Source organism: Denitromonas ohlonensis (genome assembly GCF_007625205.1).
GTDB lineage: Bacteria > Pseudomonadota > Gammaproteobacteria > Burkholderiales > Rhodocyclaceae > Nitrogeniibacter > Nitrogeniibacter ohlonensis.
This window is the reverse complement of the sequence record NZ_VMNI01000010.1, coordinates 17428-36964: the sequence shown is the minus strand read 5'-3', so window position 1 is coordinate 36964 and position 19537 is coordinate 17428. Positions and strand designations below refer to the sequence as shown.

The window sequence follows — 19537 nt, the reverse complement described above, 5'->3', positions numbered from 1 at the left end:
TCGACATACCCGGCCCAAAGTGGGGCGGGGCCTGGGTCGATTGCCATCTCGACTTACAACGGTTCGCTCAACAGTCCACATCGAAACCAAGGCCGTCAGCACCGAGAAACAAAAAAAGGGCTCGCTTTCGCGAGCCCTTTTTCACACCGAATGGCAGCAGCTTAGGCTTTGTTACGGCGACGCACCGAAGCGAGGCCGACCAAGCCCAGACCCAGCAGCGCAAGCGATGCGGGCTCCGGAACCTGAAGCTGGAACTGGCCGTTGTTCGACAGTTGCAGCAGATTCTGCTGATCCACATTGGTCTGGCTCAGCGCACCGAACTCAGACACGTACTGGGCCTGAAGACCTGCGGAAGCCTGGTTGCCGGTATTGATAGGAATCGCGTTGGTAGTCGCAAAACCAAACAACAGACCCTGCGGGCTGGAAACGATGGTGGACAAATCGGTCAAGCCCGCATCAAAGAAGTAGCCAGCGGACAACGATGTTGCCTTGAAAATCAACGAAACCGGGCCGTTCGGCAGCACCGTGCCACCGTTCAGGTTGGCGCTACCAGTCACCAGATCAAAAGACGCGATCTGGGTCACACCCGACGAAATGTTCAGCGTACCCGTCAAGAAGCTCAGGTTGCCACCCACGTTGCCAGTACCCGTACCCACAAAGGTGGAGGACAGTCCCGGCGCCAGCGGTGTCACGCTGTCTGCCAGCACCGAGGTGAAGAAACCCACCTCATTGAAGTTGAAGTTGCCACCGCCGGTGAAGGTGTTCTCCACCAGCGCCTGGCCGTTCAGGTCGACATACTGCTGGACTTGAACCGCGGCGTTACCACCAACGCCGTCAGTATCGAGCCACCAGTTGGTCAGCACAGCGTGCGCCGAGCCGGATGCCATGATCGCGGTCGAGGCTGCAACGCCAAGCAAAGATTTTTTCAGAAAAGTAGTCATAGCCATGTTCTCCTTCGAATATTGAAAGGCTGCTTGCCTCGACTGAGTAAAAGCAATGACCGTGCCATCAAACCAACATAAAGATAACTGACTGTAAACAAGCACCTTTTCCACTTGCACCTTGATCCGCCACAAACCCAAACCGGCCATCTGTAAAATTTGCCGACACCTCGGATGGCGCGCTATCCAGCATCAAATCGTGTCTTATCGACGCCAACCGCGCGGGCACACCCGCTGAAGTTCAATCCGACCGCAACAACGTGCGAAGCGCTATCCGCAAGGAGCGAGAAACGGGGTTCGCGCCAGTGCCAACACGACAGAAAAACACGAACGGGTCATCCGTGCCACGGCCGGCCAAGACATCAAACCGCCCCGCCAATCGCGCCGACGCCGCATCCATGCTTCGATCTGCTGTAATCGGCGCCCCGTTTTGCGCGTACCACCGAAAGATCACCGGGGTCATCTCGGGCTGAAGGTGCAAGCCGAGCGACGCAGTCGTAAGCCACAGCCGCTGCATGGACTGGCCGGCACGAACGTAGTCCAGAAACCCCGCCGGCGTGCTCTTGGGTGTGATCAGAATATGCGCAGCGCAGCGTAATGCCGGCAAGACGTCGAGCTGAATTCGGGGGGCAATCGTGCCTGCCAGATACTTGTTGAAAAACGCCACCCGCGCCCAACTCTGCATGACCCAGCGCATCAGCTTGGCGGTGGCGGCATCGACGCCAACGGCCTCTTCCGGGATCTTGTCGTCGCTGAATCTCGCGCCCCATTCGATCACGCGCTTGTGAACCTCATAGGCCTCGGGGCAGGTCAGGCGAAGGTAGGCGCTATCCCACAGCAGCTTGGCCACCCGGCGCTTCATCTGGCCGGACTCAAAGAAACTGAGCTCGAAGTCGTCACCCACGGCATGCTTGAGCGCGGCCTTTTGTTCGCCGGTGAGCGGCGTGGTTTGCATGGGGCGGCGCTGCACCGCACGAGATTCAACAAAAGCCAGCAAGGGGTCGGGCGCGATATCTGCCGAGGGCTCAAGCGTGACATCGTAAATCGGCGCGACATCCGTCGTGCCGTCGCGAAGCGCCCATGTGGCGATCAAGCCGGCATCACTGGCGGCAATACGCAGCGTTTCGAGCAGCGCTCCGTGCGCGATGTGGCTGGCGTAACCACGGAAGTCATACACGCACCAATCGCGGGTGTCGTGCCCATGGATGGCAATGTGCGACTCCGACACGATCTCAAAACGCCATGGCTGGGTGTTGTCTCCGCTGGGCGCCCAGCGGGCCAGATCGAGCATTTTCAGCAGCGTGTCGCGATCAGCCATGATGTGACGCCTTCTTCATGCCCGCCAGTTGCCGGCGTGCAATGGCCAGGCCGATTTTCTGGATCGGATTTCGATTACCCCCGGGTCGCCAGGTGCGGGTAAAGCGATTGCGATACGCGTCGAACTGGTAGCCGCGTGGCGCCACGGGCACGCCGCCGCGACCGAGCAGCAGTTTGACGCTCTCCGTCGCGATCACCCCGGCGCACAGCTGGCACGCGGCAATCGTCGAAGGTCCTTTATGTTCCGCCAGATTCACGCGCGACGGGTCGGCCAGATAGCTGCGCTGTAGCATGGCGGGCGACAGGCCGAGCAGGAATCGCAGCGCCATTTCGTTCTCGTCGCAGTCGTCGAGGCAGAAATAGTCCTCAAAGCTCATGCTCTCGGGCGTAAAGCACAGAAACGCCACGCCCATTCCGAGCGGCGCTGCGGTAATCGCCGGAATGCCCCGTCGGCGACACGCCGCAAATGTGGCGCGCCGGGCGGCGAAGGCAAAAAAATCGAGGCCATCGACATAGAGATCGGCGCCATCCAGAAAGGTGTCGAGATTGGCATCCGACACGCCCTCCGGGAACACCCTCACATCCAGCTCAGGATTGATGTCCTTTGCCATGCGGGACAAGACCTCGGCCTTGGGCTGCCCGAGCGTCGATACCACGGCCCCGGCCTGACGATTGAAGTTGACGACATCAAATGTATCGAAGTCGGCAATCGAAAAAGCGCCGATGCCGAAGCGCGCCAAGGTCAGCAAATGCACGCCACCGACGCCGCCCATCCCGGCGATGGCAACACGCTTGCGCTTCAGCGCCGCCTGCTCGTCCTCCGTGACCCAACCGATATTTCTCGAGAATGCCGCACCATAATCAAATGCCCCGCTCATGCGACACCTTCATCTTCCGCAAATCGAACCGTTATCATAGGCAACTCCTTCTCGACATGAAACTGCCATGTGGCGCAACGCTCTCCAACGCCTGAAGCAAGACATTACGCTGGCCGCAAGAAATCTCTTGCGTCACCGCCGGCGCTCTTTGTTTGCGCTCGGCACCGTGGGCGGTGGGGTGGTAGCGTTCCTGCTCGCAGGCGGATTCATCCAGTGGATCTTCATCGACATGCGTGAATCGACGATCCACTCGCAGCTGGGCCACATTCAGCTTGTTCGCCCGGGCTTCCTGTCTGGCGGCCAGTCCGATCCGTATCGCTACCTGATCGACGAAGCGCCGATCGACACCACCCAATCCGCCAAAACACCAGCCATCAAGACCCTCGCCCCACGACTGACCTTTGGCGGCCTGCTCAGCAAGGGCGACGCGACGGTCTCGTTCATTGGCGAAGGCATCGCCCCCGACCTCGAAGCACCGATCAGCCGCGCCATCACCGTGTTGCGCGGCAAGGATCTCACCGAAAGCCCCGAGAACTCCGTCCTGCTCGGAGAGGGATTGGCCGCCAGCATTGGCGCCGAACCCGGCGACACGATCGTGCTGCTTGGCACGACCGCGGGCGGCGGTGTCAATGCGGTCGAGTGCCAGGTGGCCGGCATCTTCGCCACCATCACCAAGGCCTACGACGACGTCGTCCTGCGCGCGCCGATCGGCATTGCGCGGAGTCTGATGCGGGTGAGTGGCTCGACCTCGTGGGTCGTACTCCTCGACGACACCGCACACACCGATGCAACGGTTCAGCAATTGCGCGCCTCGCTCGATCCGAAAGCCTTCGACGTCGTGCCGTGGAGCGATCTGGCCGACTTCTACAACAAGACCGTTGAGTTGTTCACCCGCCAGGTGGGCGTCGTTCGCCTGCTGATCGCACTGATTGTGGTGTTGAGCATTTCCAACACCTTGACCATGTCGGTACTCGAGCGCACCAGCGAAATCGGCACCGCCATGGCCATTGGGGTGAAGCGCCAGGGCATCCTGCAGCAGTTCATCTCTGAAGGGCTTCTGATCGGCGTGGTTGGCGGCGTGGGCGGCATTGTCGTCGGCCTGCTGCTCGGCCAGATCATTTCCAGCGTCGGCATTCCCATGCCACCCCCGCCGGGCATGGCACACGGCTTCACCGGGCAGATTGCCATTACCCCCGCACTCGCGTTTGACGCCCTCGTGCTTGCGATCACCACCACGCTTCTGGCCAGCGTCTTCCCGGCCTGGAAGGCCTCCCGAATGATCATTGTCGACGCCCTGCGTCACCAGCGCTGACCGCCATGCTGATCAAACTCGCCCTTCGCAATGTGCTTCGCCAGAAAGTGCGCACCGGCATGACGTTGATGGCCATCGTTTTCGGTGTCGCTGGCCTGATCGTCTCGGGCGGCTTCGTGGCGGACATCTTCGTCCAGCTCGGCGAGGCGATCATTCACTCGCAGACCGGGCATTTCCAGGTCTTCAAACGCGGTTATCTGGAGCAAGGCACCCGGCACCCCGAGCGCTTCCTGATTGCCGACCCCGCCCGCGTTGCGGCACAACTGGAGCAAACCCCCGAGGTCAGCGGCGTCACCGCCCGGCTGAGCTTTTCGGGCCTGCTCAACAACGGGAAACGCGATCTGGCCATCGTTGGTGAGGGCATCGAGCCACGCAAGGAGGCGCAACTCGGCAGCTATCTGTCGATCACCGCGGGCCGCCAGCTTGACGACGACGACACCTTTGGCATGACCGTCGGCCAGGGCGTTGCCCAAGCGCTCGGCATCGTGCCCGGCGACCATGTCACCCTGGTGATGAACACCGCGGGCGGCGCGCTGAATACGATCGACATGAACGTGATCGGCGTCTTCCAGAGTTTCTCCAAAGACTTTGATGCGCGCACGGTGCGCATCCCGCTGCAGGCCGCACAACAACTCATGCTGACCGAGGGCGCCAACCTGCTGGTGGTCTCCTTGCACCGCACCGAAGACACCTCGCCCGCCCACCAGCGCCTCCAGGCGGCGCTCCCCGACGAGCTCGACATCCGCAACTGGCGACAGCTGTCCGACTTTTACGACAAAACCGTTCAGCTCTACGACCGTCAGTTCGGCATTCTTCAGCTCATCATTCTGGCCATGGTGCTGCTCTCGGTGGTCAATAGCGTCAACATGAGCGTGTTTGAGCGCCAGAGCGAATTTGGCACCATGCTCGCGCTCGGGAGCCGGCCGCCGGCCATTTTTCGCTTGCTGCTGGTTGAAAGTACGATTCTCGGGCTGATCGGCGCCGGTCTCGGCGTGCTTGTCGGCATCGGCGTTGCGCTGGGCGTCTCGGCCATTGGCATCCCGATGCCGCCGCCGCCCAACGCCAACCTGGGCTATGTTGCCTTCATCCGCATCGTGCCGTCGACCATCGCCGTGGCCTTTGTGATCGGACTTGTCGCCACCGTTCTGGCGGCCATCTTCCCCGCCCGCCGAGTCGCGTCGACCCAGATCGTCGACGCACTCCGTCAGGGCGTCTGAGCGCGAACGGAATATCAAGGAGTCATCATGTCACTGTTCGATCGCTTCAATCTCGGTGTCGGCTTCAGCAAGTACTTCCAGATCGAAGCCGCGGCCACTGATGCCGTGCGCGACGAGGTCTTTCGTGTGCGCCACGAGGTCTACTGCGAAGAGCTCAAATTCGAGCCCGAGCGACCGGACCGCCGCGAAACCGACGCCTACGACAGCAACAGCCTGCACTGCCTGCTGCGTGGCTCACAGCCGCCCAACCCGTCGGTCGGCTGTATTCGCCTGGTGCTGCCGCCGCCCGACGCACTGGACGAACTGCTGCCCTTCGAAAAAACCTGCGCGCACACCATCGATCGCAGGCTCATTGATCCAATGAAGCTCGACCGCCGACGTATCGCGGAAGTCTCTCGCTTGGCCGTGCGCTCAACCTATCGGCGACGCAAAGGAGAGCAAAATGTTGCCGTGGCGCTGCACGACGACGACTATGAACTCGCGGGGCGCCAACCGCGCTTCCCCTACATTCCGATCGGCCTGTATCTTGGGTCGGTCGCGCTGGCGGCACGAAATAACATCGACACGCTTTTTGTCCTCACCGAGCCCCGCCTGGCCTCCCATTTTTCCAAGCTGGGGGTCGAAATCACGCAGATCGGCGGCCCGGTCGAGCACCGCGGCACCCGCGTACCCTCGATGATGGACGTACAAGGCATCATCAAAGGGCTGCGCTTCATGGTCAAACCGATCTGGCGCGTGATTCAGGCGCAGATCGATGCCAGCGCGCCACCGCGATAACACTGGCGACAGATAAGAAAAAGCCCGCTTTCGCGGGCTTTTTCAATTCAGCATCAAACACTTAGGCTTTCAGTGCGGCCTGAATCTGCTCCAGTGCAGCCGGATCTTCCATGGTGGTCAGATCACCCGGATCGCGACCTTCGGCCAGCGCCTGGATGGAGCGACGCAGCAGCTTGCCCGAACGCGTCTTGGGAAGACCGGAGATGAACAGGACGCGGGCCGGGCGCGCAATGGCGCCCAAAGAGCTGTCGACCCGCTTCATCACTTCCTTTTCAAGCGCGGCGCGCTTCTCGGCGGTGTCGGCAGTCGATGCGTCCTTCACCACGGCAAAGGCCATCGGCATCTGCCCCTTGAGCTGATCGGCCACACCCACCACCGCCACTTCGGCAATCGCCGGGTGGGTCTGGACCGCTTCTTCAATCTCGCGGGTTCCCAGACGGTGACCGGCCACGTTGATCACATCGTCCATGCGGCCGAGGATCGTGTAGTAGCCCTTGTCGTCACGGATGCCCCAGTCGGACGACGAGTAGATGACCGGATCGCTGAAGGTGCTGAAATAGGTCGACACGAAACGGTCGTCCTGCCCCCACACCGTGGACAGGCAGCCCGGCGGCAGCGGCGGAACGATACCGACGATGCCTTTTTCATTGGCATCGCATTCGCTACCGTCCTCGCGGAACAGGCGCAGATCGTATCCGTACACCGGGAAGGCGGGCGAACCGAGCTTGATCGGACTGTCTTCAACGCCACGGCACACGGCAAGAATCGGCCAGCCGGTTTCGGTCTGCCAGTAGTTGTCGATGACCGGAATACCCAGTTCGCTCATGATCCACTCGTGCGAGGTCTCGTCGAGCGGCTCGCCGGCCAGGAACAGCGCCTTGAGCGAAGACAGATCGTGCTTCTTGAGGAAGGCCGGATCCTGCTTTTTGAGGACGCGGACCGCGGTCGGCGCCGAGAACATCACGCTGACCTTGTACTTCTCGACGATCTGCCACCAGATGCCGGCATCAGGACGCAGCGGCGTGCCTTCGTACATGATGGTCGCCATGCCGGCGAGCAGCGGACCGTAGATGATGTAGGAGTGACCGACCACCCAGCCGATGTCCGAGGTGGCAAACATGCTTTCGCCGGCTTCGCCGGTAAAGATGTGCTTCATCGATGCGGCCAATGCAACGGCGTAGCCACCCGTGTCACGCTGGACGCCCTTCGGCTTGCCCGTGGTGCCCGAGGTGTACAGGATGTAGCTGGGGTCGGAGGACTCAACCCAGACCACCGGCACCTGGGCATCCATGTGCTTGGCGCGCAGGCTGGCGTAATCTTCGTCGCGGCCGGCAACTTTCGGGAAGCCCTTGTCGAGGCCACGGTCGATGAGCAGCACTTTGGCCGGCGGGAATTCCGCCAGCTTGCAGGCCTCATCGACCAGATGCTTGTATGGCACGGCCTTGCCGTTGCGCATGCCGGCATCGGAGCTGACCATCAGCACCGGCTTGGCATCGTCGATACGCGTCGCGAGCGAACCCGCCGCAAAACCACCGAACACCACCGAGTGGATCGCGCCAATACGAGCGCAGGCCAGCATGGCAAATGCGGCTTCGGCAATCATCGGCATGTAGATCAGAACGCGATCGCCTTTCTTGACGCCCAGATCCTGATAGATCGCCGCCATGCGTTCGACTTCGCGCTGCAACTCGGCAAAGCTGTAGACCACTTCTTCGTTGGTCTCGGTCGAGATGTAAACCAGCGCCTTGTCGTTCGGCCGTTTGGCGGCATGGCGATCGACCGCGTTGTAGCACAGGTTGGTCTCGCCCCCCTTGAACCACTTGACGAAGGGCGGACGCGAATAATCGCAAATCTGCTCCGGTGCCTTGTGCCAGTCAATCAGTTGCGCTTGCTCATTCCAGAAGCCATCCCGGTCTTCAATGGAACGGCGGTGAAACTCTTTAAATGTCGTCATGACAACAATCCTCTCCCTATTATTCCCTTCGATTGTGAGTGACGTACTACGTCAATACTACGGTGTTGCTCCTGCCAGCTAATTTCATAGCTTTGTTGTTGTTCCCTCATGGGGATCTTCTTCGCCGGGCGGCCGACGACGCAACTGACGCAATGCGTCGAGCGGCAACCCGCAACGAAATTCGGATTCTATCAAGTCGAGCAGCGGCATCAGCGTTGCCGCGACATCCGGCAGACGCAACAGCACTTCGCTGGTCGCGCCAGAGCGGATCTGCATCAGCACATGATCGATGCTGACCGGCAGGCGCACAAAACGGCTGAGCTCTCCCGGCGTGATCTCGCCGCTTTCGGCAATCACCTTGCTGCCACCGGCGTTGACGCCGGCTTGCGCACGCTGGACGGACAAGCCGATCAGATGGCTGAGTGTTGTCGCTTCACTGGCCCCCGCCCCTGCGGCGATGCCAACGGTAACGCTCATGCGGATGCGCGTGTCCCGGTAGGTCATGACCAGCTTGTCGATGGCCCGTTGCAGCCGCAGCGCGAAGGCCGAGCAGCCATCGAGATCGGTGCTGGGGCACAGCACGGCAAACTGCCCTTGCGCCATCTGCGCCACGGTGTCTTCCTTGCGCACCTTGGACGACAGAATTTTCGACAGCTTGCGATTGATCAGCTCGGTGATATGAACGCCGTAGTCGGCCACCATTTTGTCGAAGTGATCGATGACGATCACCATCGCGGCCAGATCGCCATTGCGTCGCCGCGCCAGAGCGAGCTCCTGATTGCCGTGCCAGTTCAAATAAGCTTGCGTGACCAGGCCAGACTCAGGGTCGACCGGGCTATGGCTGGCCAGCGCCTCGCGACTGGCTTCGAGCTCGCGCGTAGCGCGGGCCAGGCGAGTCAGGGCTTCGAGGCGGCTGAGTAGCTCGACCGTGCCCGTGCCCTTGGTGATGAAATCGGTCGCGCCCATTTCGCGCGCCTTGACGCGGGCCACATCATCCTCTTCACCGGAGATGATGATCACCGGCAGTTCATGAATGCGCGACAGCTTGGATGATCGAATCCGCTCCAGCAGGCCATAGCCGTCGAGCCGCGGCATACCCAGATCGGAGATCACCACCTGGATCGACGGATCGATCAGCAGCGCTTCCCAGCCAGCCTCGCCGTCGGCTTCTTCGCGCACGTCGAAGCGCTCACGAATATTGCGGCTGATCGACGCGCGCACCATGCGCGAGTCATCGACGATCAACACGCGCGGCAGCGAAATGCTCTCGTCGCTCACGAAGGACTCCTCCCCAAACCGCTCACGCGCCAATCCGAACTACGGTACGGCCGCGAATGCGCCCGGCGATGAAATCATCAAAGGCGGTCGGCAACGCGTCAAAATCGATGGTCTGCGTAACCGCCTCGAGGTGACGCGGGCGCAAATTGGTGGCCAGCCTGTCCCAGATCTGCTGGCGCACCGGGAACCCGATGTAACCGGAGTCCACACCGAGCAAGCTCACGCCGCGCAGGATGAACGGAAACACGCTGGTATCAAGATCAAAGCCTGCCGCATTGCCAATACTGGCCACCGTGCCGGCCTGCTGCATGGTCGCCAGCATCCAGTGCAGGATCTTGCCGCCGGTGTTGTCCACCGCGCCGGCCCAGCGCGCCCCTTCGAGCGCGCGAACCTTGTCGAAATCGATCGATTCGCGCAGCAGGATATCGCTGGCACCCAGCGAGCGCAGATAGTCTTCTTCAGAGGCCTTGCCGGTCAGCGCCGTGACCGAATAACCGGCGGCCGCCAGAATGTCGATCGCCAGACTGCCCACACCGCCGGTCGCGCCGGACACCACGACCGGGCCATTATCGGGCCGCAGGCCGTTGTCTTCCATGCGCTGCACCCCCAGCGCCGCGGTGAAACCCGCCGTCCCCAAGGCCATCGCCTCGAACAGACTCAAGCCCTCGGGCAGCGCCACCACCCATTTGGCGGGAATGCGCGCGTACTCGGCATAGCCACCATGGTGGGCCACGCCAATATCAAAGCTGGTCGCGATCACCGGATCGCCGGCAGAAAACCGCGGATCCGAACTCTCGACCACTTCACCCGACAAATCGATGCCGCCCACACACGGAAAGCGGCGAATGATCTTGCCCTTGCCCGTCGCGGCGAGGGCATCCTTGTAGTTGATGCTCGAGTAGTGCACCCGGATCAACACCTCGCCCACATCCAGGTCATCGGGGCTCAGGGACTGCATCCCTGCGCGTATGGTTTTGTCTTCAGCCTGCTCGATCAGAAACGCCTTGAAAGACCCTTTCACATGCTTCTCCGTCTCGGCCCGCGCGAAGCGCAAGCGCCCATCCCAAAAGATTATAACGAATTCATCCGCGGCGTCTGCACCGCCCCGTCGCAAAGCTCAAGTCCAGCGTGCCACGCGCCGTAAATAGCGACAACCCGGAAAAATGAGACCATCATGAACCGACTGAACGAGGCCCTCCCCTCCCTCGATGCCTATGTCGACCTGTTCTCCCAGGGCAGCCTGCCCGTCCTTCGCCGCACGGCGCGCGACCTCGCCGGAATGCGCGAGCAGGAAGGCAGGGTCAACGGAAAACAGATCACGCAGGTCATCCTGGGCGACCCCCTGATGACGCTGCGCGTGCTCAGCCATCTCGAGACCCACCGACGCCAGGCGCAAAATCACGCCATCACCACCATTGACCGGGCCGTGATGATGATCGGCATCACGCCCTTCTTTCGCCAGTTCGAAGACCTGCCCACCATCGAAGACGCACTCGCCGACACCCCCGCGGCGCTCATTGGCGTCCTGGGTGTCATTGGGCGCGCCCGTCGCGCCGCCCACTACGCGCGTGAATGGGCGATCATCCGTCACGATCTGGACGTTGAAGAAATCACCATTGCCGCCTTGCTGCACGACACCGCAGACATCCTGTGCTGGGCGTTTGCCCCGGCGTTGACCGCCAAGGCCTACGCCATGCAGCGCGCCGACGCCAGCCTGCGCAGCGCTGCCGTGCAACGCGAGGTGTTCGGCTTTTCTGCCAATGAAATCCAGCTCGCGCTGGCGAAAAAATGGCAACTCCCCGAACTGCTCATCCACCTGATGGACGAATCGAGTGCCAGCAACCCCCGCGTGCGCACCGTCGCGCTGGCCAACGCCCTGGCCCGCCACAACGCCAAGGGCTGGGGCAACGCCGCGATTCCCGACGACCTGACCGCGATCCAGTCACTGCTGAAACTCAACCGCGAGCAACTCATCCGGCGACTGGCCATTCCCGAGGAAGACGCGATACGTCTGATGCCTGCGCCAGAGGATACATCCGAGGCCGACGCCGAGCCGCCCGCCCGCCCAGACTAACCCCTCGGCAGCCCCGCCGGCCGGCCGTCGTCGCCAGCGGTTAAAATGCCCCCGACCCGCCGGCTCGCCGGCCCGCTTTTAAAGGAAGCCCTCGATGTCCGTGTCCGCCCTCGTCCTGCTCGGTGTGATTGCCATTGCCTTGCTGTATGGCATCGTCGTCTATAACAACCTGGTGCGGCTCAAGCACAACATTGCCAAGGCCTGGGCCAATATCGACGTGATGCTCAAACAGCGTCATGACGAACTGCCCAAGCTGGTCGAAGTCTGCCGCCAATACAAGCAATTCGAAGAAAGCACGCTCACCCGCGTGATCGAAGCCCGCTCCCGCGTCTCCGACGCGCGCGCCAAGCACGACGTGCCCGCGCTCGGACAGGCCGAAGGCATGCTGCGTTTCGGGCTCGGCCAACTCTTCGCGGTGGCAGAGGCTTATCCGGAACTGAAGGCCAACGAGCACTTCATGCAGCTGCAAACACGCATCACCGCGCTCGAAAACGGCATTGCCGATCGCCGCGAGTGGTTTAACGAGAGCACCAATGTGCACAACATCCGCATCGAGCAATTCCCCGACCTGATCATCGCGCGCCTCACCGGCTTCACCGAGCAGCCCCTGCTCGAGTTCTCCACCGCCGAAAAAGCCGACGTCGACCTCAAAGCCCTGTTCAGCGCCTAAGCGCCGCCCAGCAAAATCATGCTCGTTTCACTGCGACCGGATCGCACCGGCGCGGCGGTCGCGTCCGGCATCGCCGCGCTCGGCTTTGCCGGCTTTCAAGCCGACGGCAGCTTTCGCTTGGTGGCGCTGGTGCTGGTGGTGGCCGCCGCGCTGTTCGGCTGGCTGCGCTCCATCCACCACAGCCGGCTGATTCTCGACACGCCCACCTCGCGCATCGCCTCGGCCGCCCAAGGCTATACCGAACTGTTTGGTCAGGGCATGCCGCTCGATGGCGCGCCGCTCTACTCCCCGCTCAACGGCCTGCCGGTGCTGTGGTATCGGCTGGTGGTGGATGAAAAAGACGGCGACAGCTGGCGGCGTTTTTCGGACGACGAGAGCGACGCCTCCTTCTTGCTCGACGACGGCAGCGGCCAGTGCGCGGTCGACCCCGAAGGCGCCGAGTTACTGATCACCCGCAAGGATGTGGTGATACGCGACGACCGCCGCTACACCCAGTGGTGCCTGATCAAGCAAGACCCGATCTACGTCATCGGCGACTTCACCACCCTGGGCAGCATCGACCCCGCGCATGACACCGCCCGCCAGGTGCGCGACCTGCTGGCCGACTGGAAAGCCGATCACCCACGCCTGCTCGAACGCTTCGATCTCGACGGCGACGGCCAGGTCGATTTGCAGGAATGGGAGCTGGCGCGCGCCGAAGCCAAGCGCGAAGTGCGCCGCCAACAAGCCGAGCTCCACGCCGCGGCCGAAGCGCATATCGTTCGCAAGCCCGAGGGGCGGCGGCTGTATCTGATTTCGGACCTCGATCCGTCACAGCTTGGCCGCCGCTATCAGCTCTGGGGCTGGGGCTTTCTCGTCGTGCTGCTGGTCAGTGCCGGGCTAATGGTGCGTCTGCTCGCCATCTGAGCGGTTCAACCGCCGGCTTGCTGCTCCAGTTCTTCCCAGCGCGCCATCGCCGCCAGCATCTCTTCACCCACCGCCTCAAGCCGCGCGTTCAGCTCGACCGCCACGTCCGGTGTGCTCTGATACAGATTGGGGTCGGCCAGGCGGGCGTGCAGGCTCGCCTCTTCCGCCTCCAGCGCACTGATGCGATCCGGCAAGCCGTCGAGTTCGCGCTGATCCTTGAATGACAGCTTCTTGGCAGGCGCGGCCTTGGGCTTGTCCTTGGTCACGACCGCCTTCTTTTCGGCCACCGGCGCCGCCGGCTGCTTGCGCAGACGCTGCCAGTCGGCATAGCCACCCACATACTCCTTCCACTCGCCGTTGCCCTCGGAGGCGATGACCTGCGTCACCGTATTATCGAGGAAAGCCCGGTCGTGACTGACCAGGAACAGCGTGCCGGCGTAGTCCGCCAGCAGCGCTTCGAGCAGATCCAGCGTTTCAATATCCAGGTCGTTGGTCGGCTCGTCGAGCACCAGCACGTTGGCCGGCTGGGCAAACAAGCGCGCCAGCAAGAGGCGGTTGCGCTCACCACCCGACAGCGACTTGACCGGCGACCTCGCCCGCTGCGGCGCGAACAGGAAGTCTTCCAGGTAGCCGATCACATGCTTGCGCTCGCCACCGATCTCGACATAGTCCGAGCCCGGGCTGATCACCTCGGTCAGCGGCGCCTCGGGGTCGAGCTGCGCACGCAACTGGTCAAAATAGGCCACCTGCTGGCGCGTGCCGCGGCGCACCGTGCCGCTGTCAGGCTCAAGCTCGCCCAGAATCAGTTTGAGCAGCGTGGTCTTGCCCGCGCCGTTGGGGCCAATGAAGCCGATGCGGTCGCCGCGCATGATGCGGGTCGAGAAGTCACGCACCAGCGGCGCACCACCGTAGCCTTTGCTGACGTTTTCGAGCTCCGCCACCATCTGGCCGGACTTGTCGCCCCGGTCGAGCGCCAGCGTCACATTGCCCTGGCGCTCTCGGCGGGCCGCGCGCTCACGACGCAACGCCTCCAGCCGCCGCACCCGGCCTTCGTTGCGAGTGCGACGCGCCTCGACGCCCTTGCGAATCCAAACCTCTTCTTGCGCCAGCAGCTTGTCGAAACGCGCGCTGGCCTTGGCTTCGGACTCAAGCTGCTCGGCCTTCTTCACCTGGTAATCGGCAAAGCGCCCGTCGAAACTGGCCAGGTTGCCGCGATCGAGCTCGACGATGCGGGTCGACACGTTGTCCATGAACACCCGGTCGTGGGTGATCAGCACCACCGCGCCGGAGAAGCTCTTGATCAACTCCTCCAGCCACAGGATGCCATCGAGGTCGAGATGGTTGGTCGGCTCATCGAGCAGCAGCAGCTCCGGATCGCCGACAATCGCCCGCGCCAACGCCACCCGCTTGATGCCGCCGCCCGACAGGGTGCTGACGATCAGGTCGCCATCCAACGCCAGCCGGCCCAGCATGGCTTCGACACGCTGATTCATGCGCCAGGCGTCGGCGCTATCCACCGCGTGCTGCGTGCGCTCCAGCTCGGCCATCGCGGCCTCCGACGCGTCCTCGGCAATATGATGAAGCGCCGCGTGATAGGCCTTGAGCACCGCCGCCACATCGCCCAGGCCTTCGGCCACCACATCAAACACCGAGCGCGCGAGGTCAAAATCCGCCTCCTGCGACACATACGCGATGCGAATGCCCGGCGCGCGCCAGACCTCGCCATCATCCAGCGGCGACTGCCCGACCATGGCCCGCAGCAAGCTGGACTTGCCCGAGCCATTGCGCCCGATCAGCGCGACCCGCTCACCCGCATCGAGCTGAAAATCGGCCTTATCGAGCAGGGCGACGTGACCAAAGGCAAGGCAGGCACGATCTACGGAAATCAGGGGCATGAGGCATCCAGCAACAGGGCAAAGCGCGCATTTTACCGCCCCGCGGCCCCGCGCTTCGAAAAAGCCTGAATTCGCGGTAAACTGCGCCCCGCCCCCACCCATCGCGGGGCCCGGTCTCTCTCCGTGGTTCAATGGATAGAACGAGCGCCTCCTAAGCGCTAGATACAGGTTCGATTCCTGTCGGGGAGACCAGCACACGCCGCCTCACCCATGAATCGCCTGCAGTGCGCCGCACTCGCGCGCCTTCCGCTATTTATTTTTTTTGGGAAACCGAGGCAACCCGTCCAGCCGGACTTTTACCTCGTCCGGCCCGACCGCCAGCAGCAACTCCACCGCCACCCGCATCAAATCGCTTCGGCTCACCGACGGCGCCTGTTCGCGCAGGTGATCGCGCATTTTTTTGAGTTGCGCAGCCTCATCGACCGACAGGACGACCTCAGCCGGTTTGGCCGGCGCCACCACACTCGGCTTGATCGGCGGCGACATCCGGTTCACGGCCTTGGTGGTCAGCTTGACCGAGGCGCGACGCTTTTCGCTGCGGGTCGGCAGGCGTTTTTTCAGCGCCGCATCTTCATCGTCAATACTGGCGCGCAGCGACGCCTTGATTTGCTTACGAACAATCATTCACCCCCTCCCAAACGCTTCACCACCGCGCTGACCAGCCGCAAGACCTCAAGCTGTGCCGGCTGGGCCGCGCTGCCCAGGTCAAACACCGAACCGCCGACCGCCGCACTCTGCGCATAAGCATTGCGCTGATTGAGAATGGTGGACAGCACCGGCAGATCGAACTCGCGCATCACCTCCATCACGTCCGCCGCCAGCGAGGTGCGGGTGACCCGGTTGGGCACCAGCACGCCCTGCAGACCCGGATGCGTGGCCTGAAGACCGACGATCAGGCGCTCGACCGCCCGCGTCGACCACAGGTCGGTGGGGCTCGGCACCACCGGGATAATCGCCAGATCGGTGTGATTCAGCGCTGCCAGCGTACGCGGATGATCGATGGATGGCGGGCAGTCGAGCAGCACCACATCCGCCCGCTTGCGCCACTTGGCCAGCTTGTCCGGAAGCTCACGCGGATCATCACTGAAGCGGTGCACCCGCGCCGGAAACGGATGCTCCGGGGATGCCGCAGCCGCCCATCGGCTGGCCGACTCCTGCATGTCGAGATCGACAATTTCAACCTTGCGCCCGCGGCGCGCGAGGCCGGCGGCCAACTGCATGGTCACGGTGGTTTTCCCCGCGCCCCCTTTTTGAGAAATCAACGTGACGATTGGCGCGCGCGCCATTGGCGGTTTCCTTGGTTCAATTCTGAGATAACCGTGAATAGTAGCGCACGGCCTTGCCGAATTTGATGACAGCGCCCCAAGGCGCACCGCCATTGCGCGCCGGGCTGCGCGACCGACCACCCGGCTGACCACGCTGCCCAAGGCCGACAAGACCCGGTATCGTTCGCCCTAGGCCTCTTCCGCCGGCCCCCGCGCCGACGCCAGCAAACACCCCGATGACCGATCGTCTGCGCATCTTCATCTGCACGACCGACGCCCTGAGCGACCGGGTGGATTTGCTCGCGCCCGACGAGCAGCAACGCGCCCGCGCAATAACCTCCAGCCGCCGACGCCGACAGTTCTGCGCCGGTCGGGCGTTGTTGCGTCTGGCGCTGAGCCAGGACGGCACACGAGCACCCGCCGCCTGGCGAATCCACCTGCTCGGAGATCGGCCGCAGCTCGACGGACCCGACGCCCCGCAGTTCAGCCTCAGTCACAGCGGCGACCACGTCGGTTGCGCCATCAGCCAGACGCTGCGCTGCGGCTTTGACCTTCAGGCGCATGCCCCGCGCTCACGACATGGCCTCGCGAACGCTTTTTTTGCTGACGACGACACCCGCTGGCTGGCAGAACAGTCCGATTTTTCGACCGCCTTCCACCAGCTCTGGGTACTCAAGGAGTCCTGGGCAAAAGTCACCGGCGCGCCGCTCCTGACGGCGCTGGCGCAAACCCGCTGGCAAGCACGACATCCGGCCAACATCGCCGCCACGCCCTGGGACGCGGGCACGACGGCCTTGACCGATACGCTGACGACCGGCTGGACCACCGAGGGCACCGTCGCCACGGTCGAACTGAACGAATGGCATGACGGGAGCTTCGTCCCCCGCCAGTCGCACTGGACACGCTGGGACTTGCGCATTGAGCGGGATCCAGCGCGGTGCGACACATGACACACGAGAGGACAGAAGGTGTTACAACACGTAACACTACCCTGCTAGAATTGCGCGCCCTGACACCCTTAACCGCGCCCGAAAGCATGGATTCATTCTCTTTGCCGCTGGCCACATGGGAGGCATGGGCGCCCGGCCGAAGCACACAGCAAGAATGGCGCGCATCGCCCCCCGAGGCCTTTGACCCGGCCGGTGCCGCGGCCGACATCGGCTTTGTCGACCCCATGCTGCGCCGGCGCCTCGGCCCGGTCGCGCGCGCGGCGCTCAATGTGGCCCACCGCTGCCTCGGTGAGCGCACTGGCGTGCCCATGGTGTTTGCCTCCCGTCACGGCGAACTGGCCCGCACGCTGACCATGCTCAATGACCTCGCCGCCGGCGAAGAAGTCTCGCCCGCCAGCTTCAGTCTGAGCGTGCACAATGCCTCGGCCGGCGTGTTCTCCATAGCCCGTCAGGACACTGCCCCCGCCACGGCCATCGCCGCCGGCGATGAAACGCTCGGCATGGCGCTCACTGAAGCCGCTGCCCGGCTATCGGCCGGACAGCCGCAGATCTTGCTGGTGTACGCCGACGCCCCGGTGCCCGAGCTTTACACGCAGGACATCGACAGCGCCGAAACACCGCATGCCCTGGCGCTGCTGCTCGACATCCGCGGCCCGAGCCGTCTGCACGTGGCCACGCAGCGCACGTCTGCCGCGCCCACCGATCGCATGATGGGTCTGAGCCTGCTGCACGTGCTCGCCGGACACGGCCCGAGCGACATCTGGACCGGCCAGCGCAGCACCTGGCAATGGACGCTCGCCGATGCGTAAGCTCAATTACGTATGGCGCCTGCTGATGACCGGTGTGGCCTTCAGCCTGTTCAGCATCGGCGGATTGATGATTACCCTCCTCGCCTGTCCGGTGATCCGCCTGCTGCCGGGCGATGCCAACCGCCGCCGCGAACGCACCCAATGGCTGATCCACAAACTCTTCGGGGTATTTGTCGGTTTCATGTGCACCGTCGGCATCATGCGCCTGCACCTCAAGAATGCCGACGCACTCGCCGAGGCGCGCGGCGCGCTGGTGCTGGCCAATCACCCGACCCTGATCGATGTGGTGGTCATGATCTCGCTGATGCCGCGCTCCGACTGCGTGGTCAAGGGCGCGCTGTGGAACAGCCCTTTTCTGGGCGGCGTGGTACGTGCGGCCGGTTACATCAGCAATGCCAAATCATCGGAAGCACTGGTCGAATCCTGTGTCGGCGCGCTTCAGCAAGGCGGTGCACTGGTGATTTTTCCCGAAGGCACCCGCACCCAGCCGGGCGTGCCATTGCGCTTTTTGCGCGGCGCCGCGCACATCGCACTGGGCTGCGAGCAACCCATTCTGCCGGTCGTGCTCAGCTGCGATCCCCCCACGCTGTCGAAAGGCCGGCCGTGGTATGACATCCCGCCCCGTCGATTCGAGTACCGACTCGAAGTAAAATCCCCTCTTTCCGTCAGCGACCTGATCGAACCGGACCTGCCCGGCACGCTCGCCGTTCGCCGCCTGACGGTCGCCCTGGAAAACCATTTCGCCCTGGAGCTTGCGGCCTGTGGACAATCTGCACACTGAGATCAGGCAACTGATCATCGACACCCTCGACCTCGAGGACATGACCGCCGACGACATCGATCCGGCGGCACCGCTGTTCGGCGACGGCCTGGGCCTGGACTCCATCGACGCGCTGGAGCTTGGCGTGGCGCTGCGCAAGCGCTACCAGGTGCGCCTCGATGGTGACGACCCCAGCGTCAAGCGCTACTTTCAATCCGTGAACACCCTGGTCGAACTGGTGCGCCAGCGCAGCGAGAACGAAGCATGAAAATGGAAAACATCATGGCACTGAGCAATGAGGCAATTTTCGACGAGCTCAAGAAGATCCTCGTCGAGTCCTTCGAAACGCCCGAAGCGCAGATCACCCTGGAGGCCAACCTCTATGAAGATCTCGACCTGGACAGCATCGACGCCGTCGACCTGGCCGTTAAACTGCAAACCCTGACCGGCAAGCGCATCAAGGCCGACGAGTTCAAGGCCGTGCGTACCGTCGCCGACGTCGTGCGTGCGGTGCGCTCGCTGCTGGACAGCTGA

General features: G+C 63.0%; 20 protein-coding genes and 1 tRNA gene. 12 read left to right on the top strand and 9 right to left on the bottom strand.

All coding sequences use genetic code 11. From position 1 onward, the window contains the following. Nucleotides 1–161: 161 nt before the first annotated feature. The 3 genes from pepA to FHP89_RS11140 all read right to left on the bottom strand — a co-directional run bounded on the left by pepA (nt 162) and on the right by FHP89_RS11140 (nt 3136). Nucleotides 162–941, bottom strand: a complete 780-nt coding sequence (gene pepA / locus FHP89_RS21185; RefSeq protein ID WP_260851569.1) for a flocculation-associated PEP-CTERM protein PepA — start codon at nt 939–941, stop codon at nt 162–164. A gap of 241 nt (nt 942–1182) precedes the next feature. Continuing rightward, a complete protein-coding gene (locus FHP89_RS11145; protein WP_144177926.1) occupies nt 1183–2259 on the bottom strand; it encodes a nitroreductase family protein in 1077 nt (358 codons plus the stop codon). Next, complete coding sequence (locus FHP89_RS11140) at nt 2252–3136, bottom strand: ThiF family adenylyltransferase (protein WP_144177924.1); 885 nt, start codon at nt 3134–3136, stop codon at nt 2252–2254. The genes FHP89_RS11145 and FHP89_RS11140 overlap by 8 nt, the downstream gene beginning before the upstream one ends. Nucleotides 3137–3203: 67 nt before the next feature. Between FHP89_RS11140 and FHP89_RS11135 the strand changes: the two genes are divergently transcribed. The 3 genes from FHP89_RS11135 to FHP89_RS11125 are packed head-to-tail and all read left to right on the top strand — an operon-like array spanning nt 3204 to nt 6442. After that, nucleotides 3204–4448: an ABC transporter permease gene (locus FHP89_RS11135; RefSeq protein ID WP_144177922.1), complete on the top strand. Its 1245-nt coding sequence runs from the start codon at nt 3204–3206 to the stop codon at nt 4446–4448. A 5-nt stretch (nt 4449–4453) separates the two neighbouring features. Beyond that, nucleotides 4454–5665, top strand: coding sequence for an ABC transporter permease (locus FHP89_RS11130; RefSeq protein ID WP_144177920.1), 1212 nt, complete (start codon nt 4454–4456; stop codon nt 5663–5665). Between the two features lie 27 nt (nt 5666–5692). Next, a complete protein-coding gene (locus tag FHP89_RS11125) occupies nt 5693–6442 on the top strand; it encodes a PEP-CTERM/exosortase system-associated acyltransferase (RefSeq protein ID WP_144177918.1) in 750 nt (249 codons plus the stop codon). A 61-nt stretch (nt 6443–6503) separates the two neighbouring features. On the opposite strand, the gene FHP89_RS11120 is transcribed toward FHP89_RS11125, so the two are convergent. The 3 genes from FHP89_RS11120 to FHP89_RS11110 form a co-directional block, all read right to left on the bottom strand. Continuing rightward, nucleotides 6504–8396 carry a propionate--CoA ligase gene (locus tag FHP89_RS11120; RefSeq protein ID WP_144177916.1) on the bottom strand — a complete coding sequence of 631 codons (1893 nt, stop codon included), beginning with the start codon at nt 8394–8396 and terminating at the stop codon, nt 6504–6506. Nucleotides 8397–8480: 84 nt separating this feature from the next. Then, nucleotides 8481–9674: a response regulator gene (locus FHP89_RS11115; protein WP_260851567.1), complete on the bottom strand. Its 1194-nt coding sequence runs from the start codon at nt 9672–9674 to the stop codon at nt 8481–8483. 22 nt (nt 9675–9696) lie between these two features. Then, the gene (locus tag FHP89_RS11110; RefSeq protein ID WP_144177914.1) at nt 9697–10695 is read right to left on the bottom strand and encodes an oxidoreductase; all 999 of its coding nucleotides are present in this window, start codon (nt 10693–10695) and stop codon (nt 9697–9699) included. Nucleotides 10696–10848: 153 nt separating this feature from the next. On the opposite strand from FHP89_RS11110, the gene FHP89_RS11105 reads away from it, so the two are divergent. From FHP89_RS11105 to FHP89_RS11095, 3 genes are all read left to right on the top strand, one after another. Beyond that, complete coding sequence (locus FHP89_RS11105; protein ID WP_144177908.1) at nt 10849–11748, top strand: HDOD domain-containing protein; 900 nt, start codon at nt 10849–10851, stop codon at nt 11746–11748. A 94-nt stretch (nt 11749–11842) separates the two neighbouring features. After that, a complete protein-coding gene (locus tag FHP89_RS11100; protein ID WP_144177901.1) occupies nt 11843–12418 on the top strand; it encodes a LemA family protein in 576 nt (191 codons plus the stop codon). A gap of 18 nt (nt 12419–12436) precedes the next feature. Continuing rightward, nucleotides 12437–13324: a hypothetical protein gene (locus FHP89_RS11095; RefSeq protein WP_144177899.1), complete on the top strand. Its 888-nt coding sequence runs from the start codon at nt 12437–12439 to the stop codon at nt 13322–13324. Nucleotides 13325–13329: 5 nt separating this feature from the next. Here FHP89_RS11095 and FHP89_RS11090 read toward each other — a convergent pair whose 3' ends face one another. Further along, on the bottom strand, nt 13330–15219 hold the full coding sequence (locus tag FHP89_RS11090; RefSeq protein WP_144177897.1) for an ATP-binding cassette domain-containing protein: 1890 nt from the start codon (nt 15217–15219) through the stop codon (nt 13330–13332). Between the two features lie 117 nt (nt 15220–15336). On the opposite strand from FHP89_RS11090, the gene FHP89_RS11085 reads away from it, so the two are divergent. Continuing rightward, nucleotides 15337–15411: transfer RNA gene (locus tag FHP89_RS11085), tRNA-Arg, on the top strand. 57 nt (nt 15412–15468) lie between these two features. Here the strand turns inward: FHP89_RS11085 and FHP89_RS11080 are convergent. After that, nucleotides 15469–15843, bottom strand: a complete 375-nt coding sequence (locus FHP89_RS11080; protein WP_144177895.1) for a hypothetical protein — start codon at nt 15841–15843, stop codon at nt 15469–15471. Then, nucleotides 15840–16505, bottom strand: coding sequence for a ParA family partition ATPase (gene parA, locus FHP89_RS11075; protein ID WP_144177893.1), 666 nt, complete (start codon nt 16503–16505; stop codon nt 15840–15842). Before parA ends, FHP89_RS11080 begins: the two co-directional genes overlap by 4 nt. A 215-nt stretch (nt 16506–16720) precedes the next feature. Here parA and FHP89_RS11070 point away from each other — a divergent pair, with 215 nt between their 5' ends. The 5 genes from FHP89_RS11070 (at nt 16721) to FHP89_RS11050 (ending at nt 19537) form a co-directional block, all read left to right on the top strand. After that, nucleotides 16721–17434, top strand: a complete 714-nt coding sequence (locus tag FHP89_RS11070) for a 4'-phosphopantetheinyl transferase family protein (protein ID WP_144177891.1) — start codon at nt 16721–16723, stop codon at nt 17432–17434. 86 nt (nt 17435–17520) lie between these two features. Further along, nucleotides 17521–18243, top strand: coding sequence for a beta-ketoacyl synthase chain length factor (locus FHP89_RS11065; RefSeq protein WP_186300305.1), 723 nt, complete (start codon nt 17521–17523; stop codon nt 18241–18243). Beyond that, nucleotides 18236–19024, top strand: coding sequence for a lysophospholipid acyltransferase family protein (locus tag FHP89_RS11060; protein ID WP_144177887.1), 789 nt, complete (start codon nt 18236–18238; stop codon nt 19022–19024). The genes FHP89_RS11065 and FHP89_RS11060 overlap by 8 nt, the downstream gene beginning before the upstream one ends. Continuing rightward, the gene (locus tag FHP89_RS11055) at nt 19005–19271 is read left to right on the top strand and encodes a phosphopantetheine-binding protein (RefSeq protein WP_144177885.1); all 267 of its coding nucleotides are present in this window, start codon (nt 19005–19007) and stop codon (nt 19269–19271) included. Before FHP89_RS11060 ends, FHP89_RS11055 begins: the two co-directional genes overlap by 20 nt. Nucleotides 19272–19285: 14 nt before the next feature. Next, nucleotides 19286–19537 carry an acyl carrier protein gene (locus FHP89_RS11050; RefSeq protein ID WP_222105372.1) on the top strand — a complete coding sequence of 84 codons (252 nt, stop codon included), beginning with the start codon at nt 19286–19288 and terminating at the stop codon, nt 19535–19537.